A 25,280-nucleotide genomic window follows, 5' to 3' on the forward strand; every position below is an offset into this window, starting at 1 on the left:
CCACCACAACCCCTGTGGGTCAACGCCTACGGCCATCTGGGCGCGACTGTGCCCACAGGGCGGGACTTCAGCCAGGGCGGCGGACCACGCGCCTGTACGGGCGCAGCCGGGCCGGGCCGCGGTGTCGATGTTGCTCACTGTTGACTCCTGCCTGTGGATTGCCCAACGCGCGTCGGGTGCGGCCCGCCGCGCCGGGATCCGCGGCCCACGGCATTCCGGGGGTTGTGGGTTGATGGACCGCGGGCCTGCTGGTCTGTCCCCCTCTAAGAGGGGGGACCAGGCCTGCGGTGTCATGTGTGCGGTGGGTCGAAAAATGGGCTTTGAGCTGCAAAAACGTGGGTGGAAAGCCAATACACATGCATTGGAAAACCGCAGGTCAGGCCAATGCACGCAACGGATGCCAGGGCGATCAGGTGTGTAATGGCTAGTCATGGCACCTGGCCACCCACCGCGCCGGCGTCTTGATATCCCCGCCGCGGCTGCCCTCGACATGCCGCAACGGGCCACCGTCGCCGCAGAGCGCGTTCAGTGCGCGCTGCGCGCGGACCTTGTCGTTCCGGCCGTTCGACCGATACAACCAGTCGGCGGCCTGGGCGCCGGTAACGCCTTCCGGGCCGTGCCCTGCGACCCATTCGGGCAGCCCTGCCGCGGTCGGCTCGTCCGCGGTGGACTCGCCGGCATCGCAGCCGCCCCGTTCCGCCGCCTCCTTGGCCGCGACGGTCATGCCACCATTGGCCCGGTCGTGGATGATCTCGATCGGGTCGACCCGACGTGCCGGTGACTTCAGATGCGTGAGTGTCGCCGTTGGGCCGCCCGCTGCGCCTTTCAGTCGAACAACCGACCCGACACCGGCGTTGAGCCATATGGAGCCGTAGGCGTCACCGCCTTTGGTCAGATGATGCAGCTCGACTAGCTGCCGGCCGGACTGCAGCAACCTCTGCCGGCCGCGCTGGTAGATCGCTGCGGCGCGGTCCTCCGATAGACCCAAAGCAGCGTCCTTCACGGAGTCCACGAAGATGACGTCGGCCTCGTGCATATCGGCAAGGTCGGTGAGCAGGTGGTCATTCTCGGCGGCGTCGCCTGGTAGCGGGCCACGCCAAATCGAGAGCCGGTTGCCGAGGTCGTCGAGCTGTTCCTGCGTGAACTGCCGCAGCATGGATCGCACGATCTGCTCCGGTCGGTCAAGGGCAAGATACAGAATTCGTTGCCCGTCAGGCAGTTTGCGCACCGGGTAGCCGAGAACTTCACCCCCGCAGAACTTCCCGCGGAGCAGCAGCCCGGCAAGGGTGGTTTTCCCAACCCCGTAGCTGGCTTCGATAATCAGCGATTCATCCTCAGTCCAAAGGACGTCCATGCCTTCACCCCAGATGGCCGGCGGGACGCTGGTGTTGCCCGTGGCTGCCAGCGACATCGGGATAACGGAGGTGCCGAGGATGCGGTATTGCCCATCGGTGTCGTAGTGCCCGCGTATGCGCTGCAGTACCTTTCGGCGCTCCTCCTCCTTTTTCCGATTGGCTAATTTGTCGAACGCCTCATCGACGATGGGATCGAGGATGCCGACGTGGCGTTTGAGCGCAGTTGCTACGTCGTCCATGTCGAGGCATTCTTCGTCTGCCCCGTCGAGGAAATTACATACTTTACCTAGCAGTTGTGGGTCGTCTTTGTTGTCGAACCAATTAAGACGCCGGCTGAAGAATGGGGAGAAGTCTTTGTCGTCATCGTCGTATTCCGCTGCCAATGCGCGAGCAATTTCAGCATGACGTGCCGTTATAGCGATCTCCTCTGCCGTCTCCGACCAGGCGGCGTCGAGGTCTATGTCGGGGTCCAGGTATCGCAGCAGCCCGCGAAGGTCGCTGCATCTTATGCGGGCGTGGAGGTCCGTCCCGGCGGCGATGGCAGACTGGATGACTGGCCGCAACGAAGGCTTACAGCCCTTGGTCACTTTGGTTTCGAACGCGCCTGCCATCGCCACGGCGAAATCGCTGCTTCCTGTTGCAGCGTAGGCGTATTGGCCGATGCGCACCGCAGCCCTGGTCTGGTCGTAGAAGTCGCGTGGAAGCTGCCGAAGCCCGGCCAGCTTGGCAAGTTGCGTGTCGAGTTCGTGCCAGACTTGTGCAGCCTCTTGTGGCCCTGGTTCGGCTGGGAACAACTGCGCCAGCATCTCCACCAGGCTGCGGCCGCTGGCGACGTGAGTGTCAGGCCGCTGTCCGCTGTCTATCGCGCTGTCGATGGCGTTCAGAAGTAATGCCAATTGCAGTTCTGGTTGAGTGCGCCGCCGTTCGGCGTTCCTGGCGACCGTGATGGCGAATTCGCGGTGTCCTGACGCCGCGTATAGGTCGCGCACCGTGCCGTGTAGCTGCTCGTCGATTCCGGCTAAATCTTCGTCTGTAATCGCATGGTTGGTGAGGTCAGTTTCGAGCGTATCCATTTGTTTTCGGTAAGCCTTCCAGTTATGTATACTGTTGCTATGACGGTTCTAGATGAATCCCCAGCTGTCCATGTCCAGGCATTTGCGTTTGACGAATTCGAGGTGCGGTTCCCCGATTCGGCGGCGGCGCCTGAGCAACGCCGATTCGTCGACCGGAGGATGCAACGCGCCAGGGAACAACTGCCCTCGGCGGAACAGATCCGCCGCGCAACGATCGCGCTGTGCGAGCGGCCGTATTGCCTGTCACACGACGAAATGACCACCCTGGCGGACGTGTTTCTGTACAACGACGCCCGCGGCAGCTGATAGCCACTTGCGCGTTGGGCCGGTGCCAGTTGGGCGCCGGCCCTTCGTTTTGCTTCATGCCGGGCGCCGGGCCTGAATCTGTTGTGCGCGTTCACGAACGCCGCGGGGCATCATGTCGAAGTAGTCGGAGTCGACCGCTGCGCGGGCAGCTCGGCGCTCATGGTCGCGGCGCCACTTATCGGTGCTCGACAGGGTGGTGTCGGTGGACGCTTCCGCTGGCGGCGCTGTGGGGCTCATGCGCCCCCGCCGATGGGTGCGCCCATGGCGTCGAGGTCGGCGACCTTGATGCGGATTAGTTTTGGTCCGCAACGTCGGCCGGACAGCGCACCCGACGCCAGCCAACGGCGGATGGTCGCAGGATGCACGCCCTTATATGCGGCCGCCTCGGCGGGGCTGAGTTCCGTTCTGGTGGAGGTCATTTTCAACTCCTCGTGCGTTCAACGTGTAATCCAACGGTAAACACAGCGAACGAACGCACGCAAATGCCTACAACTAGACAATTAGGCTCTGCTGCAGGGGTTTTCGTTGCTGATAGCAAATAGTGTCGCCTGAATGCGACTGAAGACTTGGGGACCAGTTGGCTGTACATAGGGACCAGTTGGGTGCAACATTTGGGCATTCACGCACGCGGTGCTGGTTGCGAAATAGTGGAGACGCTGACTAAAAATCAGCGGGTCCAGAGTTTGAAACTCGCCTAGTGTCGCATGGACTATTTTGCTGGCGACTCAGCGAGTTTTGACAACGCTTCGGCCACCTCCGCGTCACGCCCAGCCGCGATCGACTGATAGCGCAACGATGCCTTGATCGTGCTGTGGCCGAGGCGGTCCATGGTCTCGCGCAAGTTGCCGACGCGGGCGGCCGAGGTGCCCGCGAAGTGCCGTAGGTCGTGAATCGTTGGCCGGGGCAGCCTCTCGCCGTCACGGCCAATCTGCTCGAGCGCGGCGTTGTACGCCTCGCGGAACACGCGGTCGTTGAGGTGGCAGCCGCCACGGGCCGGCGGGAACAGCTTCTCCCCCGTACCTTTGCCGACGTAGCGTTTCAGGTGCTCGGTCAGCGCCAGCCGAACATGCGGCGGGACCACGACCGAGCGGCCGCGCCCCGACTTCGGGGTGTCGATGCGACACTTCCCCTGCCTGTGGGTGGCGCCCCGGGCGATCGTGATCGTGGCGCAGTCCTTCCCGACGTCGCCTCGGCGCAGCTCGATGAGTTCCCCCCATCGCGGGCCGCACCAGGCGGCCACCAGGATCAGCGCCCGCAGCTCGGGCTTGATCTCGTCGGCGAGCGCCGCCACCTCGGCGGCCTCGAGGATCACGGGCTGGCGTTTGGTGGGTGCGGCCATCGCCCGGGTGATATGCGCAGGGTTGGCCGGCAGCAGTTCGTCGACCACCGCGGTTGCCAGCACGGCATGGAGCAATTGATAGGCATGCGCCCGGGCGGTCGGCTTGGCGGTGTTGAGCCCCGCGTACCACGAGCGCACAGCGGCGCCGGTGACGTTGCGCAGGGGCAGCCGTCCCAGGCTGGTGTCGGTGATATGGCGGGCCAGCGTCGATTCGTATCCGATCCTCGTGCGGGCCTTCAGCGGGCGCTGCTCAATCCATGCGGCTGCGTATTCGGCAACGGTGACGCCGCCGGCGAGCCGTTCGGCTTCGCGTTGAGCGGGCGGTGTCCAGGCGTGCAGTTCGACGAGGCGGCGTTCATCCGATAACCAGCCTTCGGCATCTATCTTGGCGCTGAAGGTGGCTTTCGCGGTGTGGCGCACCAGGTCCGGGCCGACATAGGATGCCTGCCAGCGGCCGCTGGGCAGCTTGCGCAGCTTTCCCCATGATCGTCGGTCAGCCATCCCGCTACCTTTCACCCGTGCCCTGCACGTGCACCAGACACGCTGATTCATGCTAACCCTTGCGCAACTGTGCGCATAACCTATGATGGACGTATCGGCAGGTAGAAGCGGATTTCTGCAGCTAACTGACGGTAACAGAACCGGACGGGTCGGCATTTTCGAATCCTGCCGGGGGCACTTCAAGCGTGTGTGACTTCGGCTGATGTTTGACATTCCGGCTTCGGGTGATGCCTGACAGTGTTTCGGCTGATGCGTGACAGCTACTTCGGCTGATCCTTGACACTCCCTAGATGAGGGAGTTGAGCGTGGCTGAGCAGCGGTATCAGGCCGTGATGGCGGTGATCGGCGACGGGTTGTCGGTGTCGCAGGCCGCAGAGAAGACCGGGGTGGCGCGTCAGACGCTGCACCGATGGCTGGCCCGTTATGAAGCCGCGGGCTTGGAAGGACTGGTGGATCGGTCGCATCGGCCGGTGTCGTGTCCGCATCAGATGCCCGGGCAGGTGGAGGCCGAGATGCTCGAGCTGCGCCGCTCGCGACCGTATTGGGGACCGCGGCGGTTGGTGTTCGAGTTGGCCAAACGAGGTGTCCATCCGGTGCCGTCGGAGTCGGCGGTGTATCGAGCGCTGGTGCGGGCCGGTCTGATCGACCCCGCGATGCGAGATCGACGGTCGCGCAAATGGAAGCGCTGGGAGCGTGGGGCGCCGATGGAGCTGTGGCAGATGGACATCGTCGGCGGGTTCGCGTTGGCTGACGGCACCAGCGCCAAAGCCTTGACCGGTATTGATGATCATTCCCGGATGTGTGTGTGCGCCAAGTTGATGGCTCGTGAGCGCACCGGTGCGGTCTGCGACGGATTACGGGCGGCGCTGGCGGCTTACGGCGTGCCTGAGCAGATCTTGACCGATAACGGCAAGGTGTTCACCGGGCGGTTCGGGCTTGTCAAGATAACTGTGTAAGTAGTTGTGGCCGTTGGTGTTTAGTGGGTTGTCATAGTGGGAGTCGGTCGGGGAATTGGATCGCGAAAGCATTGAGCGCTTCGGTCCAGCGGTAGGTTCCTTGTCCTTGGGCTGATCCTCGTTTCTGGTTGATGTTGCGGATGGCCAGATACAGCAGTTTCATCGCCGCGGCGTCAGACGGGAATGAGCCGCGGGCCTTGGTGACTTTGCGCAGCTGGTAGTTCAGCGATTCGATGGCGTTGGTGGTGTAGATGATCTTGCGGATCTCGACGGGGAAGGCCAAAAACGGCACGAACTCCGCCCAGGCCCGGTCCCAGACCGCGACCGCCCCCGGGGATTTGGTCTTCCATTCAGACCGAAACTGCTCCAGGGCGACCGCAGCGGCCTGTTCGGTGGCTGCGGTGTAGATCGGGCGCAGCGCGGCGGCCATCTTCTTGCGGTCGGTATAGGAGGCGTAGCGCATGCTGGCCCGCAACAAGTGCACGACACAGGTTTGGATGACCGCCTGGGGCCAGACGGCGGCGATCGATTCCGGCAGCCCGGTCAGCCCGTCACAGCAGACGAACAACGCATCCCGGCACCCCCGATTGCGCAGCTCGGTGAGCACGCCGTGCCAGAACTTCGCCCCTTCGGTCTGCTGAATCCACACCCCCAAGACCTGCTTGATGCCCTCGACATCGACCCCGATCACCACGTGGGCGGCCTTGTTGGCCACCACGCCGCCATCGCGGATCTTGAGCCGGATCGCGTCGATGTAGAGGATCGGATAGACCGGATCGACCGGCCGGGACTGCCAGGCGGCGATCTCGTCGGCCACCACCTCGGTGACCCGCGAGACCGTGGCCGCTGAGACACTGGCGCCATAGACCTCGGCCAGGTGCTCGGTGATGTCACGGGTGCTCATGCCGCGCGCGTAGAGCGACAAGATCATGTCCTCGACCTGGCCGAGCCGGCGTTTGCGCTTAGGCACAATGACCGGATCGAAGGTGCCATTGCGGTCGCGAGGCACTTCCAGATCCACCGGGCCGGCGGTGGTCAGCACGGTCTTGCGTCCGTGGCCATTGCGCGAATTGCCCGAGCCATTGCCGGCCGGATCGCCGTGCTCATAGCCAAGGTGATCGGCGATCTCGACATCGAGGGCGCGTTCGAGAACACTCTTGGTGATCTGGGACAACAGCCCATCAGGGCCGTCGATAGGCATGCCGGAGGCCTCGGCGTCGGCAAGCAAGGCATCAAGTGCCGCCGGGGGCAGCACCTGCGCCAACTGCTTGGCAGCCTCATCGCGCGATGGATCCGATCGAGACAAAGCGATTCACTCCTGTCCGGTGGCCAGCATGCCTGACCACCATTCAGGCCCAACCACTTACACAGTCAATGAGACACGCCCGGCGGTTCTTTCATCCACCGGTCGAGGTGCTCTTTGATGCGATCTGCCGCGAGCACGGCATCGAGCACGTGTTGACCCAGCCGCGAAGTCCGACCACGACGGGCAAAATCGAGCGGTTTCACCGCAGTCTGCGTGCCGAGTTCCTCAGCGGCCGTGAGCCTTTCACCAGCCTCAAGATCGCTCAGCAGGCCCTCGATGAATGGGTGGATGACTACAACAACAATCGGCCGCATCAATCGCTGAAGATGGCCACCCCCGCCCAGCGGTTCCACGCTGGTGCACCGCCATCACCACCGTCGAACTGCGCGACCGCCCGAACTGACGACCGTAGCGGCGATGATTGGGTCAGCCGTCGGGTGACCACTAACGGGGTGGTGTGCGTGGCTTGGCAGCAGGTCAGCATCGGCCGCTACTACGCCGGGCAACGCTGCGATGTCCACGTCGACGGCGAGCTGCTGCGATTCTGGGTCGGCGACCAATTAGTCAAAACCGCCACCCGACGCAGCATCGGCGAGGTACGAATCAAACGGGCCATGCGCACCAGCACAGGACCCTAAAACACAACACGAGCGTCAAGGATCAACCGAAACAGAAACGTCAAGAATCAACCGACTTGAAGTACCCCAGGTTTTGTTCCTAGTCGGTTGCGAGGGCCGGGGTCGGCTGGCTCGCGGGGTGTGAGGTGCCGGTCAGGGCGGCCTCGTACTCGGCTGGGGTTTGATAGCCGAGGGCTTCGTGCAGGCGTTCCTGGTTGTACCAGGCCACCCATTCGGCTGTTGCCAGTTCGACGTCGTCGATGCAGCGCCAGGGTTTAGCGCGGTTGATCAGCTCGGTCTTGTAAGCGGCATTGACCGCCTCGGCGAGGGCATTGTCATAACTATCGCCACGCGAGCCCACCGAGGGGGCGATCCCGAGCTCGATCAGGCGGTCGGTATAGGTCACCGATAGGTACTGCGATCCGCGGTCGGAATGATGCACCAACTCAGATAGAGTCGAGTTAGACTGCCACACAGCATGATTGAATGCCTGTAGCGGAAGGTCCTCGGTGCGCATGGTTGCCGAGACCGCCCAACCGACGATCTTTTTCGTGGCGGCATCGGTGACGAACGCGGTGTAGCAGAATCCCTGCCAAGTCCGCACGAAGGTGATATCGGCGACCCACAACCGGTTTGGTGCCGGCGCCCGGAACTGCCGGTTGACCAAGTCGGCGGGTCGCGCTGAGGCGGGATCGGTGACGGTGGTGAATACCGGCTTGCCGCGCTGCACCCCGCGCAGCCCAGCTTTGCGCATCAACCTGCGAGTTTGTTCTCTACCTAGTGTCCAGCCACGCCGGGTCATGGCCTGATGCATCTTCTTGACGCCATAGACCGAGTAATTCTGCTGGTGCACCGCCTGCAGGTCGGCGATCAGTTGCTCATCGCGAATCTCACGATCTGAGGGCGGCCGGGTCAACGCTGCGCGATACCCCCGTGAGGTGAAAAATCCCGGGATTGGCGCCCGCAAGACACGGCAGATGAGCTCGACCCCGAACTGATCGCGATGCGCGTCGATGAAGGCGATCATTTCGGTGCGGGGCGGTCGAGCTCCGCTGCGAAAAACGCGGATGCAGACTTCAAAATCTCATTGGCCCTACGCAATTCGAGATTCTCTCGCCTAAGGCGGCGTATCTCGGCGTGCTCAGAACTGGTCGTGCCGGGACGCTCCCCGGTATCGACCTGCGCTTTGCGCCGCCATCGACGCACCGACTCCTGCGCAATACCGAGTTTGCTGGCCACCGACCTGATGGCCTCAAACTCCGATATATCCGAGGTTTCCAACATGGTGTCCAACAACCGCAACGCACGAGAGCGAAACTCCGGCGGATACTGACGGGGCATAGCTTCCAATCCTCCTATAAGGATCGGAACAAAACCTGGGGTACTTCAACTCTGAACAGGGGCACTTCAAGCGGTGTATGACGTCGGGTGATGCGTGACATTTCGCCTTCGGTTGATGCGTGTCAGTGTTTCGGCTGATGCGTGACAGTTGTTTCGGTTGATCGGTGACACTCCCTAGATGAGGGAGTTAAGTGTGGCTGAGCAGCGGTATCAGGCCGTGATGGCGGTGATCGGCGACGGGTTGTCGGTGTCGCAGGCCGCAGAGAAGACCGGGGTGGCGCGTCAGACGCTGCACCGATGGCTGGCCCGTTATGAAGCCGCGGGCTTGGAAGGACTGGTGGATCGGTCGCATCGGCCGGTGTCGTGTCCGCATCAGATGCCCGGGCAGGTGGAGGCCGAGATGCTCGAGCTGCGCCGCTCGCGACCGTATTGGGGGCCGCGGCGGTTGGTGTTCGAGTTGGCCAAACGAGGTGTCCATCCGGTGCCGTCGGAGTCGGCGGTGTATCGAGCGCTGGTGCGGGCCGGTCTGATCGACCCCGCGATGCGAGATCGACGGTCGCGCAAATGGAAACGCTGGGAGCGTGGCGCCCCGATGGAGTTATGGCAGATGGACATCGTGGGCGGGTTCGCGTTGGCTGACGGCACCAGCGCCAAAGCCTTGACCGGTATTGATGATCATTCCCGGATGTGTGTGTGCGCCAAGTTGATGGCTCGTGAGCGCACCGGTGCGGTCTGCGACGGATTACGGGCGGCGCTGGCGGCTTACGGCGTGCCTGAGCAGATCTTGACCGATAACGGCAAGGTGTTCACCGGGCGGTTCTTTCATCCACCGGTCGAGGTGCTCTTTGATGCGATCTGCCGCGAGCACGGCATCGAGCACGTGTTGACCCAGCCGCGAAGTCCGACCACGACGGGCAAAATCGAGCGGTTTCACCGCAGTCTGCGTGCCGAGTTCCTCAGCGGCCGTGAGCCTTTCACCAGCCTCAAGATCGCTCAGCAGGCGCTCGATGAGTGGGTCGAGGACTACAACACCACCCGGCCGCACCAAGCCCTGAAGATGACCACACCGGCTCAACGGTTTCACGCCGGTGCGCCGGCATCACCGCCCTCGAACTCGTGTGCCCGACACGTCGACCGCAGTGGCGATGATTGGGTAAGTCGACGGGTGTGCTCCAACGGCATCGTGTGCGTGTCCTGGCAGCAGGTCTGTATCGGGCGCCACTATGCCCGGCGCGCGCTGCGATGTCCACGTCGATGGGGACCTGCTGCGGTTTTGGGTCGGCGATGATCTGGTCAAAACCGCCGCGCGCACCAGCCGCGGCGAGGTACGAAACAAACGGGCCCTGCGCACCAGCGCACCGGCCTAAACCACAACACAGAGTGTCACCGATCAACCGACATAGAAATGTCACCGATCAACCGACTCTGAACAAGACTCGGATCTGCCACCGGTCATGATCGTCGCCATCCGCGTCTTCATTTCCCCGTAGGTGATGGCTTGCGCGCCCGGCCTCGGGATGCGATCGACGTCGACCTTGGGCGTCGACAAATTCTTGCCCGTGACTTTTTGGCGGAGCGCGACTACCGTGCAGTTCTCTCGTCCCAGCCGCTCGACTCCGGTATATCCGAACGCCGTCGCGGCATTACGCCATGAAATGGCCTCGACCTCATCGTCCGAACACCCCTGGAGTTCCGCTGCGAGCTGCTCGGGAGCGTCAGGCCAACTCGAATCCGAATGCGGATAATCCATCTCCCAGCAGATCGTCTCGATGCCGATGCGATGGCGGTTTTCGATGCCGACGCGGTCGCGGATGAAGCACGACAGAAAGTTCCGCCGAAAGACGTCCGTGGGCGTGCAGCCCCCGCCGAGATCGTCGCCGGTCCAGGCCCGCTGTCGGCTGTAGACGTCTTCAAAGCGTTCCAGCAGGAACGGAATCCATCCAATGCCGCCTTCGGACAGGGCGAACTTTATCGTAGGGAACTCTTTGACGACACGAGAGAAAAGCAGATCCGCGGTGAATCGGCCGGTGTCCAGTGCCAGCATCGAGTTGTACGCGAGATAGCTCGTCTGATCCGACGGAACCGGCAGGCCACCCCCGGTCCCGATGTGAATGTTGACGACGGTGTTGTTCTCACAGATGGACTCCCACAGCACATCCCAGTGGGTGTCCTGCCACGGCGGCTGCCCGTAGTTCGCGATGTGCTGCGGAACGGTCACAGCCCGGCAGCCCAGCGAGGCCAACCGACGCACCTCCTCCGCCGCCTTCGCCGGGTCCCATAGCGGGAGAATTCCCATCGGGATGAAGCGATCCGGATGAGCACCACACCAGTCCTCGATGTGCCAGTCGTTATACGCCTTGACCATCACGCCCGAGATCTCGCGATCGCCACGAAAGGTGAACAGCGCGCCCGAGATAGTCGGAAACGAAGGAAAGCACACCGACGCCAATACACCGCAGGCATTCATGTCCTCAACGCGCGCGTCAATGTCATAGCACCCCTTGCGCATGTCCTCGAACCGCGAGGGTTCGAAACCCCACTCATCGTTGGGCCTGCCCGCCACCGCGTTCAGGCCGATGTTCGGCAGCTTCACGCCGTCGTACACCCAGGCAACAGAGCCGTCGGCCTCTTCGACGATGCGAGGAGCATCGTCCACATATCGCGCGGACACGTGTTTGGCGAACATATCGGGCGGCTCGACGGTGTGGTCATCGACGCTGATCAACACCAGATTCGACGGATCGACCATTATGGGTCTCCTTTACCTGACAGTCGTGACAGTGCTTTCATCACCTGACCCGGATTCAGTTGCGGCGCAACAACATCATCGTGGTGCCGCTATTTGCGCCGCCGACGCCGCAGGCCGCGAGCTCGGCATCCGTAACCTGCCGAGCGCCGCCGTCACCCCGCACCTGCACACAGGCCTCGTGCAGATGACCGAAGCCGTGCAAGCGGCCTCCCGACAGCTGGCCCCCCGCCGTGTTGATCGGCAGCTCGCCGCCGATGGACAACCGCGCCGGCTCCGACACCCACTCCCCCGATTCGCCGAATTTGCAAAAGCCGAAGTCCTCGAGAAAACACAACACAAAGACACTGAAGCCGTCGTACAACGATGCGTAGTCCACGTCATCGACGGTGAAATCCGTTCGGTCCCAGATGGTCGACCACCGCGAATTGAGCCGCGCGATGTCCTGACCGCCCTCCCACAGGAACCGATCATGGTGCGCACAGTCGAGCGCTTCCACCACGACCCCAGGATGGTCCAGCGCAGCTGCGTGTTCGGCCCGTGAGACTACGAATGCCGTCGCCCCGTCGCAGGCGATGTCGCAGTCATACATGCACAGCGGGTCGGAGACCATGCGGGCCTCGAGATAGTCCCCCACATCGATCGGCTCGGTGTACACCGCCTTCGGATTGAGTTTCGCGTGCGAGCGCTGCACGATGGCCACCTGCCCGAGTTGCTGGCGGGTCAACCCGAATCGGGCCATCCGCGAACGGATCTGGAGGGCCGCGAGGTTGGCCGCCGAAGCACCGTAGGGAAGCTGCCACCCGAGTTGCCCGGTCGCCCGGCTGCCCGCCGGCACCCCGTAGCCTCGGCGCCGGTCGGCTCCCTGCGCGGTGCCCTCCCAGATGCTGCGCCAACACAAGACGTGCTTGGCCATCCCGCCGGCGACGGCGAGCATCGCATCGACGACCGCACCGAGCTGCCCCGGGTACTCGACCCCGCCGGCGACCCAGTTAGGGCGTATCCCGAGAGCGTCGTGGATCTCCCGCAGCCCGGCACCCGAGAAACCCTTGCCCGCCATCGACGCACCGGGGTAGGTGGTGAGCCCGTCGATGTCGGCCAGCGTGAGCCCGGCATCCTCGACAGCGGCCAGGCACGCGTCCACCGTGAGCTCGAGCGGATCACGGCCAAGGCGCCGTCCGATGTCGGACTGGCCGATGCCGCTGATGATCACCTCGTCTGTCAGTCGACCGGACATCAGCGCTCCGGGCCGAACAGCGGGATATTTACGTCTTCGTCGCCGCCGTCCGTTCCGACCTCGAACTTGACGCTCACCGGCATGCCACAGAAGACCTGATCCGGTTCGACGTCAACGAGATTGGTCAAGACGCGGACACGTGGATCCTCGACTGGATTGACGAAGGCGATGACGTAGGGGGTGGGGATTCCAGGGAAGAATGGGTGGTTGTTGACGGTCCACGACTCGACCGTGCCGCGACCCGACAGCGCGACCCACTCCGGCGTGGCGTGGTCGAATTGGCAACGCAGCGTGGGCGGGTGGATGAACCGCTCGCATTCCGGGCAGCGCTGCAGACGCCAAACGCCTTCGGCACCCGATGTCCAATACGTGCGGTTGGTCGCGGTCAGAGCGGGAAGAGGACGTCCACCCGCCGACGATGTGTCAGTCATCGACGCCGAAGATGAACCGGTCGGCAATGGCGTGTTCGTTGCGAATCGACATCTCCTGCATCGTGTTCAGCCACAATCCGTCGAACCCCCGGGAATGCATACCCGCATGGATCGCGTCGATGTTCACGAGATCCTGGGTGGGCAGTTCGCCCCAGCTGTCGTGGTCCTGCCAGCGTTCGACTTCCAGCCAGCTCGTCTCAGGCACCTCCCCTGCGGGGAAGTGTTCGAGGGAGAACATCTCGAACACACAACGATTGGGATCCTCGGCGTCGGGCAGCATGCGATAGCCCAGCGCACAAGACTTCTCGACGAGGATGACCAGGGTCGGGAACACATGCCAATCCCCGTTGCCGGCGAAGTACTGCTCCATCGACATCTTGGGGAAGTCGACCCCCTCCGCGAGCGCCAACTCCTCGCACATCTGGTGATAGATCACGAATGGCGGGATATCACCAGGCTCCATGGTCGCGAGCTGCTGGGCTGCGCGGTAGTCGCGCTCCGTGACAAGGGAACCCACCTCGAGGTAGTTGTACTGCATCGAGTTCGCGAAGACCTCGGGTCGGGCCGCTTGCTCCTTGCGCGCGCTGTCGCGGTCTCCGCTGTCGGGGCGTGCCGTGTACACGAACCGCGAGTGATTCCGATAGGCGGTCGTCGGGGTGTACGGCGCGTAGACGAACTCCTGGGGCGGTGCCGGCTCCGCGGAAGGCCGCGGCCCCTGCACCGGCCGCAACGTCTGCGGATGAGTGCCCGGCGTGTGGTAGCCCTCGATGAACGCGTCGATCACCGTCTTGTAATTAGCGGCGAGCATGGTTCGTTTTCTCCAGCGAAACCGCATGTCCTGCAAGCGGAACGGGGCGAGCGCTGTTGGCAGCGGGTCGAGCCAGTCCAGCAGATCAGGCGCGTTCTCGTCCATGCTGATGAACACCCAGCCGCCCCACGTTCCCACCGAGACCGAACGCAACGACCACTGTTCACGCGGACGATTGAGGAACTCGTCGCGCGAAGGGACGAACGACGAGCGGCCATCGAAGCCGTATCGCCAGCCGTGGAACTGACAGCGCAGTTCGCCGTCCGTCGCACAACCGACGCCCCGCACGACCTTCATCCCACGATGGGTGCACGAGTTGTAGAAGGCTTTGATGCTCGTGTCCTTCTGCCGCACCACCATGATCGACTGCCTGCCGATCGTGTACTCGTAGTAGTTGCCCGGGTCCGGGATCTCCTCCTCGCGGCAGGCGGGCTGCCACACGGCGGTGAAGAGCCGCTCGAGTTCGAGTTGGAGAAATTCGCGATCGATGTAGCGGGTCTTCGGTACGAATGTCTCGCCGCAGGCGTATCGCGGCGGCACCTTCCCCTGCGTCTCCGATTCGGTAGCATCATCGATCGCGGTCATCGCGCACCCCTTCCGGTGCTCAGCTCGCGGGCGGCTTGTCAAAGATGTTGGGGTACAGCACCGCTTCCTTGAACGAGGTCTCGATCTCGGTGAATGCGGTCGGGATGTCCCAGGTACCCGACGCCGACACGATCTCGCGTTCCACAACCGGATTGGACATCAGGCTGATTCGGCCGTTGCCGGCAAAAATCACCCGACGGTTAAGCCATTCCGATTGCTCACTGGCGAGGTAGACGACGGGTGGCACCACGTTCTCAGGGGCAAGGCGTTTATTCTCCGCCGAGTAGTCCATGCTGCCGCCGCCCTTGATTCCCTGCGTCATCCGGGTGCCGGCGATCGGGGCAATGGCGTTGGAGCGCACCCCATAACCCTTGAGCGCATTCGCACACGAAAACGTCAACCCGACGATGCCCATCTTCGCGGCGGCGTAATTGGGCTGGCTGGGTGCGCCCTGCAGGCCGGACATCGAGGTGAAGTTGATCAGGCGGTACTGCCCCCCGCGATTCTCCCGCCACCAGGCGGCGGCGTGGCGAGTCAAGTTGAATGTGCCCTTCAGATGTACCGCGACCACGGAATCGAAGTCCTGCTCGCTCATCTTGAAGACCATGCCGTCGCGCAGAATGCCCGCGGCGTTCACCATGACGTCCAGGCCGCCGAGCGTCGCCGCCGCCCGATTGATCAACTCCTCGCAGGCGGCGAAGTCGGTGATGTCGGTGGTGTCGGAGAACGCCTTGCCGCCGCGCTCGTTGATGGCCGCGGCCACATTCTCGGCGGGACCGGCGTCGTGGCCGCTGCCGTCCACGGCGACGCCGGCGTCGGACACCATCACGGTGGCGCCTTCGGCCGCCAGACCTTCCGCTACCGCGGCACCGATGCCGCGACCGGCACCGGTCACCAGGGCTTTGCGACCGTCGAGAACACCCATCAGCACTCCTCTTGACCTTTTCGCCTCAGCATACAAGACAACTAGGCAGCATATGTATATCTGTTCGGTCTGCCTGCGCAGTGTCGCGGGGTCACTCGAAACCCCATTCCGTGTACCGGCGCTCCAGTTCGGCCATCGCCTCCCGCCCGCCGCGCGCCGCACGCTCCTTCATGAAGTTGAACTCGTCGTCCCGCCAAGCAAGGTTGGTAAACACGCTGTGCCCCATCGGAACCCAGTCCGCGAACTGCGCCATCCCGACGGCATTCCAGAACGTGATCAGCGCGTGCTTACCGATCATCAGGCCATCGGCGGAGTGGTGCGCGATCGCACGCGCATAACGCATCGCCTCGTCGTGCAACTCGGCAGCCGTAACCACTGAGGCGGCGACCCCCCATTCCTTGAGTTCGGCGGCACGCACCTTCCGCCCGGTGATCATGGCCTCGTATCCGCGGTTCGGGCCGAGCTTGAGCAGTGCCAGAGGCATGGCCGTCGAGAAGCCGGCGAACCCTATCCGCGCCTGCGGGCGGGCGATGTACATGTCCTCGGAGACCACCAGGATGTCCGCCGCCAGAGCCAGGTTCATACCGGCGCCGACCGTGGCGCCCTGGCAGGCCGCGATGACGGTCTTCGGAAACTCCAGCCAATTCGTCAGATGCCGGTGCAGGCGGCGGGCATTGCCCAACCTTGCCGTCTGCGGCAGCCGCTTGCCCTTCGTCAGCCCGGCTTGCTCGACCGGCAGGCGCCGGACGTCGTCTCCGCTGGAGAAGTCCTTGCCCGCGGCCGCCAGCACCACGACCTTCACCTCGTCGTCGGCCTCGGCCCGATCCAGTCGATCCTTGAACAATCCATGCATGTCGGGCGACAGGATCGCGTTTCGCCGGTCGGGCCGATTGATGGTGATGACGGCGATGTGGGGTTCGACGACCTCGTAGCGCACCCAGTCCTCGTCGACGACGAATTCATGGTCGTCGTTGGTCTCGTCGCCCATGTCGTTCGCCTCTCGTCGCGCAGACAACGCGGTACATAAGAACACTATCCGATTAAGTGTTCATCACTGATAATGTTCGCGCATGCCTCAAATTGCGATCAGCAAGGGCGTCGACGCACCCGCTGCGGCCGTCTGGACGCTGCTGGCCGACTTCGCAGACGTCAGTTGGATCCCGGTCGCCGGGCAGGTCGACATCGACGGCGCCGGCGTCGGCATGAGCAGATCAATCCACGGCAGCGGCGACGTGCCGGTGGTCGAAACGCTGACGCATCTCGACGAGCAACGCATGGAGCTCGGCTACTCGATCGCCCAAAACCCGCTGCCGGTGCTCAGGTTCGAGGCGCTTGTCGAAGTCCGGCCCGGTGTGGATGCCACGACGGCAACCGTCACGTGGAACGTCGACTACGACCCGGCCGGGCCCAGCGACGACGACGCTGAGGCGGCCCGCCAGTCCATCGAAGCGGTCTACGGGATGATGGCCGGCTGGCTGGCCGACGCGGCCGCGACGCGGGGCCGAACGTGAGCGAGCACGACTACGGCGTCCCGCTCTCAGCTGCGGATCGGGCGTTCCGGGACGAAGTGCGCGACTTTCTGACATCGGCCCTCACCTCGGAGGTCCGATCACGAGCTCGCACCGAGTCGGATCGGCTGGACCGAATGCGCCTGTGGCAGAGGCGCCTTCACGATGCCGGACTGGCAGCTATCTCCTGGCCGACCGAGTTCGGCGGACGCAGCGCCACTCCCGTCCAGCAGTTGATCTTCAATGCCGAGCTGGCGGCGGCCCGGGCACCCGAGCCGATCAATCGCAGCGCGATCAACCAACTCGGCCCCACGATCATCCAGTGGGGCACCGCGGAACAGCAGGAGCACTACCTACCGCGCATCCTCTCCGCCGACGACGTGTGGTGTCAGGGTTTCAGCGAACCGGACGCGGGCAGCGACCTCGCCTCACTCACGACGCGAGCCCGGATCGAACACGAGGAACTGGTCATCACCGGCCAGAAGGTGTGGACGTCGAAGGCGCACTACGCGAACCGCATCTACCTGCTCGCTCGGACCGATCCAAATACGGAGCCCCGCAAGGGAATCAGCTACATCCTCGCCGACCTCGCCACCGAAGGTATCGACGTGCGGCCGATCCGCCAGATCTCCGGAGACGCCGAATTCAGCGAGGTTTTCTTCGACGATGTGCGGGTGCCACTGCGCAACGTACTCGGCCCGCTGCACGACGGATGGCGGGTGGCGAAGTCGACGCTGGGCTACGAGCGGGTCGGCCAGAGCCGCACGCACCGGATCGAGCGCCGACTCGACATTCTGATCGACTTGGCAAAAGACAGTAATGCTCTGAGCGACAGTGGTTTAGACGACGACTACATCGCCGATCACCTGGTGCGCTTCGCCGCCCAGGTGGAGGCGCTGCGCCAGATCGCGTCACAGGCAACCGCCGCCGGTGTTCGCGGCGTCAGCCCGGGACCCGAGGCATCGGTGGCCAAACTGCTGACCTCCGAGGTCGATCAGGCGATGGCGAACTTCGGTCTCGACCTGGCTGGCCCCGCAGGGATACTGGAGCCCGGTTCGCCGTCCGCCGCCAAGCACGGCAATGTCGCCAAAAGCTACCTGCTGATGCGAGCCGCGACGTTCGGGGCAGGCACCTCCGAAATCCAGCGAAACGTCATCGCCGAGAGATTGCTGGGACTTCCCCGTGACCCGTGATGCCGAGCCGTCGCTGGACGACATCGCCGACACCGCAGCCGAACTCGCGGAGCTACGGACGACCGTCGACGATCTGTTGGGCCGGATCTGGAGCGTGGAACGGACCCGGGGCCTGTTCGACGGGCCGGGGCCGGCCTTCGACGAGGACCTGTGGAAGTCGGTCGTCGAGATGGGTTGGCCGGACGTCCTCGTCGCCGAAGCGCATGGGGGCGGAGGTGGCGGCCTGCGCGAGCTGTGTGTGCTCGTCGAGGCGGCGGGCGCCGCGGCGCTGCCGGTGCCCCTACCCGCGGTCGCAGCCGCGGCATGGTGCGAACAGCGCTGTGCCGGCGGTGTCACCCTGGTCCTCGACCACGGTGACACCAAGCTCAGTGACGACAGGATCAGCGGCAGGTGGCCATTGGTGCCCTTCGGTGGCGCGGCCGACCGGCTGCTCGTTCTCGCGAAACGGGAAAGCGAAGCCGTCCTGGGTGTCGTGGAGTCCGACGGACCGGGCTTCCAGCGGGAGTCCGAACAGCCACTAGATCACAATCCAGCAGCAAGTATCACGCTCGTTGACGCACCGCTCCACGTGGTCGCCACGGGCGCGAGCGCCACCCGTCGCCACCACGACGCGGTGAGCAGGATGCGGCTGGCCACCGTGGCGGAGTTGGTCGGCATCGCCTCGGCGGCGAATGACGCCGCCGTGGAGTACGCGAAGATGCGGGTCACTTTCGGGCGCCCGATCGGAACACGACAGGCGATCAAACACCGCCTGGTGGACCAACGTTCGGTGATCGAAATTGCGCGCGCTCTGGTGAATCGCGCCGCCGACGCGTGCGAGCTGCAGCACCCGGACGCCGACCAGCTGCTGTCGCTGGCCGTGTTCTGGGCGGTCGACTCGCTGCGGCGAGTACCCGAAGGAGCCACCCAGGTATTCGGCGGTATCGCCTACACGTGGGACCACGACGCCCATGTGCACCTGCGCCGCGCGGCCACTCGAGTGGCGTCGCTGGGTCCCCGCGACCTGCACCGCGCCGTCGTCGCGGATTGGCTCCGGTCGCGCTGAGTTGTCAGCGGTAGTCGAGCACGACCGGAAGGCGGTCGTAGGTGTGCACCAGCGCCGACGGCCGAAGGACGCCCTCCCCAGTAACACGTAAACCCTTGGCGCGCTTGATCGTCTCGTCGAGCACCACCCGGGCCTCACGTCGAGCCAGTGCCGCCCCCATGCAGAAGTGCTCGCCCACACCGAAACCCAGATGGCCGGCCGCATCGGTCCGGTGGACGTCGAATAGCTCGGCGGTGGGGCCCCAATGCTCGGCGTCCCGATTGGCCGACGCATACGCCAGCAGCAGGCCGTCGCCCGCACGAATCGTGGTACCCCGAACCTCGACATCGTGAGCCGCCTGGCGGGCCATGCTCATCACCGGCGTCCACCACCGCAGGACTTCCTCGACCGCGTTGTCGCCCACTGTCGGCTCGGCGAAGGCCTGCGCGGCCTGATCGGGATGCATATCGAAACACGCCGCGATTCCGGCGATCAGGCTCTGCGTCGTCTCACTGCCCGCGGCCAGCAGGGTGAGCGCGTATGTCATGACCTGAATCTCGTTGAACGGCTCGCCATCGATCCGCACCTGCGACAGCATCGACAGCAGGTCGTCGGTGGGAGCCTCGGAGCGCTCGGCGACCAGCGCCATCAGATAGGGCGCCACCTCGCCGAAGATGGTCTCCATGTCGCCGTCGTCCGCAACCCCGCTCCCCACCTTCGCGATCGTCGTGGCCCACCCGGCCACCTTCGGCCAGTCGGCTTCCGGCACACCGAGCAGATAGGCGAAGACGTAGACCGGGAACGGCTCGGCGACACGTTCGATCCAGTCGAACTCGCCGTCGGGCAGGTCGTCGAAGATCGACGCGATCACCTCACGGACCCGCGCTTCGAGCTTGGCGACGGCTGCCGGCGTGAATCGCACACCGATCGCCTTGCGATGAGCCCGGTGTTCGGGCGGATCCATGAAGAGGATGCCTCTGCCTCCGTAGTTCTGGGGGTCCCGGCCCTCGCGATGGGCGATCAGGTCCATCATGATCGCGATGCGTTCGGACTTGAACTTCTCCGGGCGTGCCGAGATGGTCTTGACGTCGTCGTACTTGGTGATCACCCAGAACTTGCCCTGTTCATACCAGTGCACGGGATCGGTCTCGCGCAGTTCGCGAAACGCCGCATTGGGCTCGGCGAGATAGAAGGAGGCGTCGTCGAAACGTGCCTGAGACAGGGCTGCGGTGGTCGCCATACTGTAAACAATAGAACAGATAGTGTGAATGTGTGAATCTCTTCCGGGGTTGCGCGGGTTGGACATCAATAGAACGGATCCTGTTCAATTGTTATGCCGCTGACATGCCACACGACCGCAGGAGCTGACGAAGGGTGACCGACGCCGTGCGTCCACCGGGCTTCCTGTCCGGACTGCGCGTCCTACAGGTCGGTGACGGTATCGCCGGTTCAGCCGCGGCGGCCCTACTCGCCGCGCTGGGCGCCGATGTCGCCCGCGCGCCGTCAACCGGTCAGCGCCGGGCCGGGCCGACCATCGACACGCCCGGCGGGCCCGTCGCCGCGGTCGAACTCGTCCTCGACCGCCAGAAGGTCGCGCTGGCATCCCAACCGAGCGTTCGCGACTTCGACCTCGTCATTGCCGACGGCGCGCACCCACCCCCCGATCCGGCGGCGGACGTCGTGCTCGTCACCGTCTCAGCGTTCGGCGCCGAAGGCCCGCACCACGACCGTCCGGGCGGAGAGATCACCGCGCAGGCCAGCGGCGGCCTGCTGGCCACGATCGAGGACACCGACGGAACACCTGTCCCCGCACCGGGTTACGTCGCCTCCAAAGCTGTCGGAGCGGTCGCGGCCCTCGCTGCCCTCCATGGCCTGGATCGACGCAACCGCGAGGGCGGTGCGGTCACGGTCGACGTCTCGGCCCAGGAGGCCGTGATCTTCACCGCGGCGCTGCCCGAGTGCGCACACCTGTTGTACCGATGCCCCGGACGCGCCGGCAGCGGCAGGTATCTGGCTCCATCGGGCGCATTCGCCTGCCGCGACGGCCTGGTGCGAATCACTGCGGTGGAGAACCATCAGTGGAAGGGCCTGCTCGCCGCGCTCGGAGACCCCGAATGGGCGACGGGCCTTGACGAGCGTCCGGCCCGCATCGAGCACGCCGAGCTGATCAATGCTCGCGTCACCGATTGGACCGCAACCAGATTGAAGGCGGACTGCGCGGCGCTGCTGCAGGCCAACGGCGTCCCCTCCACGCCCGTCAACCATCCGGCCGAACTGCTGGCATCGCCTCAACTCACACATCGCGGATCCCTGCAGAAGGCACGGCTCTCCGGTTGCGACGCCGTCGTGCTGGGTCCGCCATGGTCGGTCAGCCCCGGAGCCGTTGGCGCGCCTTCGCGTCCGGGTCTCACCGGGCTCAGAATCTCGGAACTCACCCACGTGCTCGCCGGGCCCATCGTCGGTGCGCTGTTGGGGGCCATGGGAGCCAACGTCGCCCGGATAGAGGATCCGGAGCGCCTCGACATCTACCGGCGCAGCGGGCCGTTCGCCGACGGCGTCGCGGGACCCGAGCGCGGCGCCTACTACGCCGTCGCGAATCACTCCAAGCACAGCCTGCTACTCGACCCGGCACATGCGAGCGAGGATGTCGCCGCGATCCTCGCCGAGTCGGAGGTGCTGATCGAGAACGTCGGGACTTCCCGGCTACACCGCCTGGCCGTCGATCCACGGACGCTCGCCGGCTCCGGCCGACTGACGTTGCGGGTATCGGGCTTCGGTTCGGACGGTCCGCTTGCCGGATATCGCGTGTACGCCAACAACGTTCAGTCCTACGGCGGCCTTGCCGGACTCAGCACGTCGGCGGACGGCGCACCCGCCCGCCTGGGTACGGTCCTCGCCGATCCGCTGTCGTCGGTGGTGGGCGCCGCGGTCATCGCCGCATGGGCACTCGGACCGAGTCGTTCGACGGGCGCGGTGGTCGATCTGTCAATGGCCGAAGTCGTTGCCTCGACGGTATCGGAGTACCTTACGGCCGCATCCATCGGTCAACCAACGGTCGACGAGAGGGTGCTGCGCGTGGTGCACCGCGCCACCGACGATCGCTGGGTGGCCGTCGAACTGGGCGGCGACCAGATCGAACAGGATACTGTCGAGTTGGTGGCCGCCCTGGTCACCACCAACCGGGCCGGCGACGCCGCCAACAAGCTGCAGGGCGCGGGCTTCGAGGCAGCCGTGGTGCGCCGCGCCGAGGATCTCATCGCCGATACCCACCTGACCACACGCGGGTTCTTCCCCGAAATCGCCCATCCGGATCCCGATCTCGGCACTGCGCGACTGGTTGGACTGCCATGGCGGTTCACCGGCGAGGGCCCCATACCGCTCGCACCGCCGCCCGCACTCGGAAGTTCCAATGCCGATTACCTGAGGACTCACCATGCCGACATCACCACCTGATCGAGCCGCCACGGTGTGGTCCTCGACTTTCATACCGTCGAAATCGCCGTTCCCCGAGTACGGTCCGGAGGGATTCAGTGTGGCGTGGGTCGACACGGCCGACGGACGCCTGCAGGTGCTCGTCGACGGCGCCCGCCCCGCGCCCGGCACCGCCGGCCGACTGGTGACGCGCACGCTCGGCGAACAGCCGGTCGAGATGTTCTCGGCGGGTGCCCTGTGACCGGCGTCCACCTCAGCGGCGTCGGAATCACCGAGTTCGGCAGGCACGGTGACACGCCGCTGACCGAACTCGGGGTCGCGGCGGCGCGAAAGGCACTGGCGGATGCGAACATCGGCTACGACGATGTCGGCGAGGTGTTCACCGCCTCGGCGCTGGCCCCGCCGCAGACCGGAATGCAGGTCGCCCTCCAGCTGGGCCGCACCGGAATTCCCGTCACAGCGACGGAGAGCGCCTCGGCCGGTGGTCTGGTCGCGCTGCGCCACGCCGTGTGGGCGGTGGCATCGGGCCGATGCCGCGTCGCGTTGGCGATCGGTTACGAGAAGACCACCGCCCTGGAGCCGGGCGGTGTCGTGCCGGCAGCGGTCGGATTCTGGGACCGCTTCCCACCGCAGACCCATTACGCGATCGAAGCGGCGCGGTGGCTGCACGACACCGGCTGCGATGCCGACGTGATCGCGGCCGTTGCGGCCAAGTCGCACAACCAGGCTCGCCTCAATCCGCTCGCGGCCAGACGCAGCGCCGAACCCGTTACAGTCGACGACGTCCTCGCGGCCCGCATGGTGGCGGATCCCCTGACGAAGATGATGTGTCACGCGTCGGTGGACGGCGGTGCCGCCATCGTCGTCACCACCGAGCCGCGTCCGCGATCGGTGTCGGTGCTCGCGATCGAGCAGACCAGTTGGCCCGCCGACCCGGAATGGCCGCTCGTCGGCCCCGTCGTCGGACCGCCGTCGCAGCTGAGCCTCACCGCCCGGCGCGCATACACCGCGGCCGGCGTCCAGCCGTCCGACGTTGACGTGACATCGCTGCACGACATGTGCGCCAGCGAGGAAATCACCGCGCTGATCGCGATGGGCTTGGCAGACTCGGCCGGGGTAAGGAAGCTGGCCGAGTCGGGCGGACTCGCCAATGACGGTGCGCTACCTACCAATACCGACGGTGGGTGCATTGCGCGCGGCCACCCGATCGGCGCGACCGGCCTGGCTCAAGCCGCGGAGATCGTCACTCAGCTCCGCGGCGAGGCCGACGGCCGGCAGGTGCAGGACCCCCGGATCGGTCTCGTTCAGGCCGTCGGCGGAGGGGGATCGTGCGCGGCCGCCGTCCTCAGCGCCTGATCACGCGATCGCACCGCTCTCCTTGAGCGCCGTGATCCGATCCCAATCCCCGCCGAGCTCGAGGATGAGTTCTTCGGTGTGGGCGGCGAACTCGGGCATAGCGGCCAAGGTGAGCGGGGTCTCGTCGTAGAGCACCGGGCTGGCCACCAGATCGAACGTCTGACCGTCGTGTTGCACCTCGACGATGTTGCCGTTCGCGCGTACCTGCGGATCGGCGGCCACCTCTGCGGTGTTTTGCACCGGTGCCCACTGACCGCCGAATCCGTCGAGGGCCTTGCGCCAGTGCTCCAACGGCTGGGCTCCGATCACCTTGCGCAGCACCTCGATCGCTTGGGGTGCGTTGGCCGTGAGTGCCGCGTGGCTGGCGAACCGTTCGTCGGCGGCGAGTTCGGCGGCGCCGACCCGGCGACAGAACTCACCGAAGTAGCGGAATCCCTGCAGCATCGACAGCCCGAGGAAGCGGCCGTCCGAGGTCCGATAGAAGCCGACGAGCGGATTGTTGGGCGTGACGTTGGCTCCGGCCGGGTTGGTCTGCCACGGCTCACCGCTCACGAGAGCGGCGTTGATCGCCACGCCGGATGCCCATACCCCGACGCCCAGCAGCGAAATATCCACGACCCGCGCGTGGCCCGTCCGTTCCCGCTCGTACAGCGCGGCGGCGATCCCGCCGGCGATGGTCATCCCGCCGATCGAATCCCCGTACGCCGGTCCCGGCTGCGGCACCACGCCGTCGAGGTCGCACGGTGTGGATCCCAGCGCCCCCGCTGCCCGACTCCAGAATCCGGTCATGTCGTAGCCACCGGTGCCGGCATCGGGGCCGAGAGGTCCGTACGCACTCCCCCGGGCGTACACGATGTTCGGATTGACCGCTCTCACATCGTCGACGTCGATCCGCAGCTTCCTCCGGGCAGCAGGCAGGAAGTTCGTCAGAAACACGTCGCTCGACTTGGCGATGTCCATCAGCAGGTCGCGTCCGTCCGGGATGGACATATCCAGTGCGACAGAACGTTTCCCACGGTTGGCGTGCTCCATGACCGGGTTGCGGTCGCCTTCGACTTTGATATGGCCCAACTGCCGCAGCCCGCGCTGCGAGTCACCGGTTTGCGGATGCTCGATCTTGATGACGTCGGCGCCCCAGTCGGCCAGCACCGCACCTGCGGCCGGCACGAATGTCCACTGGGCGACCTCGAGGACACGCACTCCGGACATCGGTCCGCTCATCGAGCACCTTCTCCTTCTCC

The 25,280-nt window shown here is 65.0% G+C and carries 21 protein-coding genes, 3 pseudogenes and 1 other annotated feature; of the genes and pseudogenes, 10 read left to right on the top strand and 14 right to left on the bottom strand.

What is annotated here, in order from left to right:
- Positions 1-424: 424 nt before the first annotated feature.
- On the bottom strand, positions 425-2,428 hold the full coding sequence (locus tag ACZ50Z_RS15465) for an AAA family ATPase (protein ID WP_464484337.1): 2,004 nt from the start codon (positions 2,426-2,428) through the stop codon (positions 425-427).
- A 39-nt stretch (positions 2,429-2,467) separates the two neighbouring features.
- On the opposite strand from ACZ50Z_RS15465, the gene ACZ50Z_RS15470 reads away from it, so the two are divergent.
- Positions 2,468-2,734 carry a hypothetical protein gene (locus ACZ50Z_RS15470; RefSeq protein WP_464484338.1) on the top strand — a complete coding sequence of 89 codons (267 nt, stop codon included), beginning with the start codon at positions 2,468-2,470 and terminating at the stop codon, positions 2,732-2,734.
- Positions 2,735-2,788: 54 nt separating this feature from the next.
- Here the strand turns inward: ACZ50Z_RS15470 and ACZ50Z_RS15475 are convergent, their stop codons facing one another.
- From ACZ50Z_RS15475 to ACZ50Z_RS15485, 3 genes are all read right to left on the bottom strand, one after another.
- A complete protein-coding gene (locus tag ACZ50Z_RS15475) occupies positions 2,789-2,971 on the bottom strand; it encodes a hypothetical protein (RefSeq protein WP_464484339.1) in 183 nt (60 codons plus the stop codon).
- The gene (locus ACZ50Z_RS15480; RefSeq protein ID WP_464484340.1) at positions 2,968-3,153 is read right to left on the bottom strand and encodes a helix-turn-helix domain-containing protein; all 186 of its coding nucleotides are present in this window, start codon (positions 3,151-3,153) and stop codon (positions 2,968-2,970) included. Before ACZ50Z_RS15480 ends, ACZ50Z_RS15475 begins: the two co-directional genes overlap by 4 nt.
- A gap of 290 nt (positions 3,154-3,443) precedes the next feature.
- Complete coding sequence (locus ACZ50Z_RS15485; RefSeq protein ID WP_464484341.1) at positions 3,444-4,574, bottom strand: tyrosine-type recombinase/integrase; 1,131 nt, start codon at positions 4,572-4,574, stop codon at positions 3,444-3,446.
- Positions 4,575-4,864: 290 nt separating this feature from the next.
- Between ACZ50Z_RS15485 and ACZ50Z_RS15490 the strand changes: the two are divergent.
- Positions 4,865-5,506, top strand: a pseudogene (locus ACZ50Z_RS15490) (helix-turn-helix domain-containing protein); the annotation flags it as partial.
- Positions 5,507-5,561: 55 nt separating this feature from the next.
- Here the strand turns inward: ACZ50Z_RS15490 and ACZ50Z_RS15495 are convergent.
- Complete coding sequence (locus ACZ50Z_RS15495; protein WP_464486090.1) at positions 5,562-6,794, bottom strand: IS256 family transposase; 1,233 nt, start codon at positions 6,792-6,794, stop codon at positions 5,562-5,564.
- Between the two features lie 125 nt (positions 6,795-6,919).
- Here ACZ50Z_RS15495 and ACZ50Z_RS15500 point away from each other — a divergent pair.
- A pseudogene (locus tag ACZ50Z_RS15500) lies at positions 6,920-7,474 on the top strand (integrase core domain-containing protein); the annotation flags it as partial.
- A 79-nt stretch (positions 7,475-7,553) separates the two neighbouring features.
- Here the strand turns inward: ACZ50Z_RS15500 and ACZ50Z_RS15505 are convergent.
- Positions 7,554-8,794 (bottom strand): IS3 family transposase gene (locus ACZ50Z_RS15505; RefSeq protein WP_464482219.1). Its coding sequence is split into 2 segments (ribosomal slippage): positions 7,554-8,509 and positions 8,509-8,794, totalling 1,242 coding nucleotides; the frame shifts between segments, so codons are not numbered across the junction.
- Positions 8,403-8,519: a sequence feature (AL1L pseudoknot), on the bottom strand. (Overlaps the previous gene by 117 nt.)
- A gap of 178 nt (positions 8,795-8,972) precedes the next feature.
- Between ACZ50Z_RS15505 and ACZ50Z_RS15510 the strand changes: the two are divergent.
- A pseudogene (locus ACZ50Z_RS15510) lies at positions 8,973-10,161 on the top strand (IS481 family transposase).
- 41 nt (positions 10,162-10,202) lie between these two features.
- Here the strand turns inward: ACZ50Z_RS15510 and ACZ50Z_RS15515 are convergent.
- From ACZ50Z_RS15515 to ACZ50Z_RS15540, 6 genes are all read right to left on the bottom strand, one after another.
- The gene (locus ACZ50Z_RS15515; RefSeq protein ID WP_464484342.1) at positions 10,203-11,543 is read right to left on the bottom strand and encodes an amidohydrolase family protein; all 1,341 of its coding nucleotides are present in this window, start codon (positions 11,541-11,543) and stop codon (positions 10,203-10,205) included.
- A 55-nt stretch (positions 11,544-11,598) separates the two neighbouring features.
- A complete protein-coding gene (locus ACZ50Z_RS15520) occupies positions 11,599-12,777 on the bottom strand; it encodes a thiolase family protein (protein ID WP_464484343.1) in 1,179 nt (392 codons plus the stop codon).
- Positions 12,777-13,208 carry a Zn-ribbon domain-containing OB-fold protein gene (locus ACZ50Z_RS15525; protein WP_464484344.1) on the bottom strand — a complete coding sequence of 144 codons (432 nt, stop codon included), beginning with the start codon at positions 13,206-13,208 and terminating at the stop codon, positions 12,777-12,779. The genes ACZ50Z_RS15520 and ACZ50Z_RS15525 overlap by 1 nt, the downstream gene beginning before the upstream one ends.
- The gene (locus ACZ50Z_RS15530; RefSeq protein WP_464484345.1) at positions 13,201-14,601 is read right to left on the bottom strand and encodes an aromatic ring-hydroxylating oxygenase subunit alpha; all 1,401 of its coding nucleotides are present in this window, start codon (positions 14,599-14,601) and stop codon (positions 13,201-13,203) included. Before ACZ50Z_RS15530 ends, ACZ50Z_RS15525 begins: the two co-directional genes overlap by 8 nt.
- A 19-nt stretch (positions 14,602-14,620) precedes the next feature.
- Complete coding sequence (locus ACZ50Z_RS15535; RefSeq protein WP_464484346.1) at positions 14,621-15,526, bottom strand: SDR family NAD(P)-dependent oxidoreductase; 906 nt, start codon at positions 15,524-15,526, stop codon at positions 14,621-14,623.
- 91 nt (positions 15,527-15,617) lie between these two features.
- Entirely contained in the window at positions 15,618-16,514 is an 897-nt protein-coding gene (locus tag ACZ50Z_RS15540) for an enoyl-CoA hydratase/isomerase family protein (protein WP_464484347.1), read from the bottom strand.
- Positions 16,515-16,596: 82 nt separating this feature from the next.
- On the opposite strand from ACZ50Z_RS15540, the gene ACZ50Z_RS15545 reads away from it, so the two are divergent.
- Genes ACZ50Z_RS15545 through ACZ50Z_RS15555 form a run of 3 tightly spaced genes read left to right on the top strand, consistent with a single transcriptional unit; the run spans position 16,597 to position 19,272 of the window.
- On the top strand, positions 16,597-17,037 hold the full coding sequence (locus tag ACZ50Z_RS15545; protein ID WP_464484348.1) for an SRPBCC family protein: 441 nt from the start codon (positions 16,597-16,599) through the stop codon (positions 17,035-17,037).
- The gene (locus tag ACZ50Z_RS15550; protein ID WP_464484349.1) at positions 17,034-18,227 is read left to right on the top strand and encodes an acyl-CoA dehydrogenase family protein; all 1,194 of its coding nucleotides are present in this window, start codon (positions 17,034-17,036) and stop codon (positions 18,225-18,227) included. The genes ACZ50Z_RS15545 and ACZ50Z_RS15550 overlap by 4 nt, the downstream gene beginning before the upstream one ends.
- A complete protein-coding gene (locus ACZ50Z_RS15555; protein WP_464484350.1) occupies positions 18,217-19,272 on the top strand; it encodes an acyl-CoA dehydrogenase family protein in 1,056 nt (351 codons plus the stop codon). The genes ACZ50Z_RS15550 and ACZ50Z_RS15555 overlap by 11 nt, the downstream gene beginning before the upstream one ends.
- A 4-nt stretch (positions 19,273-19,276) precedes the next feature.
- On the opposite strand, the gene ACZ50Z_RS15560 is transcribed toward ACZ50Z_RS15555, so the two are convergent.
- On the bottom strand, positions 19,277-20,491 hold the full coding sequence (locus tag ACZ50Z_RS15560) for a cytochrome P450 (RefSeq protein WP_464484351.1): 1,215 nt from the start codon (positions 20,489-20,491) through the stop codon (positions 19,277-19,279).
- 134 nt (positions 20,492-20,625) lie between these two features.
- Between ACZ50Z_RS15560 and ACZ50Z_RS15565 the strand changes: the two genes are divergently transcribed.
- The 3 genes from ACZ50Z_RS15565 to ACZ50Z_RS15575 all read left to right on the top strand — a co-directional run bounded on the left by ACZ50Z_RS15565 (position 20,626) and on the right by ACZ50Z_RS15575 (position 24,039).
- Positions 20,626-22,704: a CoA transferase gene (locus ACZ50Z_RS15565; RefSeq protein WP_464484352.1), complete on the top strand. Its 2,079-nt coding sequence runs from the start codon at positions 20,626-20,628 to the stop codon at positions 22,702-22,704.
- 79 nt (positions 22,705-22,783) lie between these two features.
- Entirely contained in the window at positions 22,784-22,924 is a 141-nt protein-coding gene (locus ACZ50Z_RS15570) for a hypothetical protein (RefSeq protein WP_464484353.1), read from the top strand.
- Entirely contained in the window at positions 22,921-24,039 is a 1,119-nt protein-coding gene (locus ACZ50Z_RS15575) for a thiolase family protein (protein ID WP_464484354.1), read from the top strand. Before ACZ50Z_RS15570 ends, ACZ50Z_RS15575 begins: the two co-directional genes overlap by 4 nt.
- Here the strand turns inward: ACZ50Z_RS15575 and ACZ50Z_RS15580 are convergent, their stop codons facing one another.
- Entirely contained in the window at positions 24,040-25,260 is a 1,221-nt protein-coding gene (locus ACZ50Z_RS15580; RefSeq protein ID WP_464484355.1) for a CaiB/BaiF CoA transferase family protein, read from the bottom strand. It abuts the gene before it with no gap.
- Positions 25,261-25,280 lie beyond the last annotated feature (20 nt).

It is taken from the genome of Mycobacterium sp. NTMscope_MAC_269, assembly GCF_976985695.1.

Bases quoted from the DNA above. Each gene is read 5' to 3' on its own strand.
- ACZ50Z_RS15465 (WP_464484337.1), bottom strand. From the start codon at position 2,428: ATGGATACGCTCGAAACTGACCTCACCAACCATGCGATTACAGACGAA.
- ACZ50Z_RS15470 (WP_464484338.1), top strand. From the start codon at position 2,468: ATGACGGTTCTAGATGAATCCCCAGCTGTCCATGTCCAGGCATTTGCG.
- ACZ50Z_RS15475 (WP_464484339.1), bottom strand. From the start codon at position 2,971: ATGAGCCCCACAGCGCCGCCAGCGGAAGCGTCCACCGACACCACCCTG.
- ACZ50Z_RS15480 (WP_464484340.1), bottom strand. From the start codon at position 3,153: ATGACCTCCACCAGAACGGAACTCAGCCCCGCCGAGGCGGCCGCATAT.
- ACZ50Z_RS15485 (WP_464484341.1), bottom strand. From the start codon at position 4,574: ATGGCTGACCGACGATCATGGGGAAAGCTGCGCAAGCTGCCCAGCGGC.
- ACZ50Z_RS15515 (WP_464484342.1), bottom strand. From the start codon at position 11,543: ATGGTCGATCCGTCGAATCTGGTGTTGATCAGCGTCGATGACCACACC.
- ACZ50Z_RS15520 (WP_464484343.1), bottom strand. From the start codon at position 12,777: ATGTCCGGTCGACTGACAGACGAGGTGATCATCAGCGGCATCGGCCAG.
- ACZ50Z_RS15525 (WP_464484344.1), bottom strand. From the start codon at position 13,208: ATGACTGACACATCGTCGGCGGGTGGACGTCCTCTTCCCGCTCTGACC.
- ACZ50Z_RS15530 (WP_464484345.1), bottom strand. From the start codon at position 14,601: ATGACCGCGATCGATGATGCTACCGAATCGGAGACGCAGGGGAAGGTG.
- ACZ50Z_RS15535 (WP_464484346.1), bottom strand. From the start codon at position 15,526: ATGGGTGTTCTCGACGGTCGCAAAGCCCTGGTGACCGGTGCCGGTCGC.
- ACZ50Z_RS15540 (WP_464484347.1), bottom strand. From the start codon at position 16,514: ATGGGCGACGAGACCAACGACGACCATGAATTCGTCGTCGACGAGGAC.
- ACZ50Z_RS15545 (WP_464484348.1), top strand. From the start codon at position 16,597: ATGCCTCAAATTGCGATCAGCAAGGGCGTCGACGCACCCGCTGCGGCC.
- ACZ50Z_RS15560 (WP_464484351.1), bottom strand. From the start codon at position 20,491: ATGGCGACCACCGCAGCCCTGTCTCAGGCACGTTTCGACGACGCCTCC.
- ACZ50Z_RS15580 (WP_464484355.1), bottom strand. From the start codon at position 25,260: ATGAGCGGACCGATGTCCGGAGTGCGTGTCCTCGAGGTCGCCCAGTGG.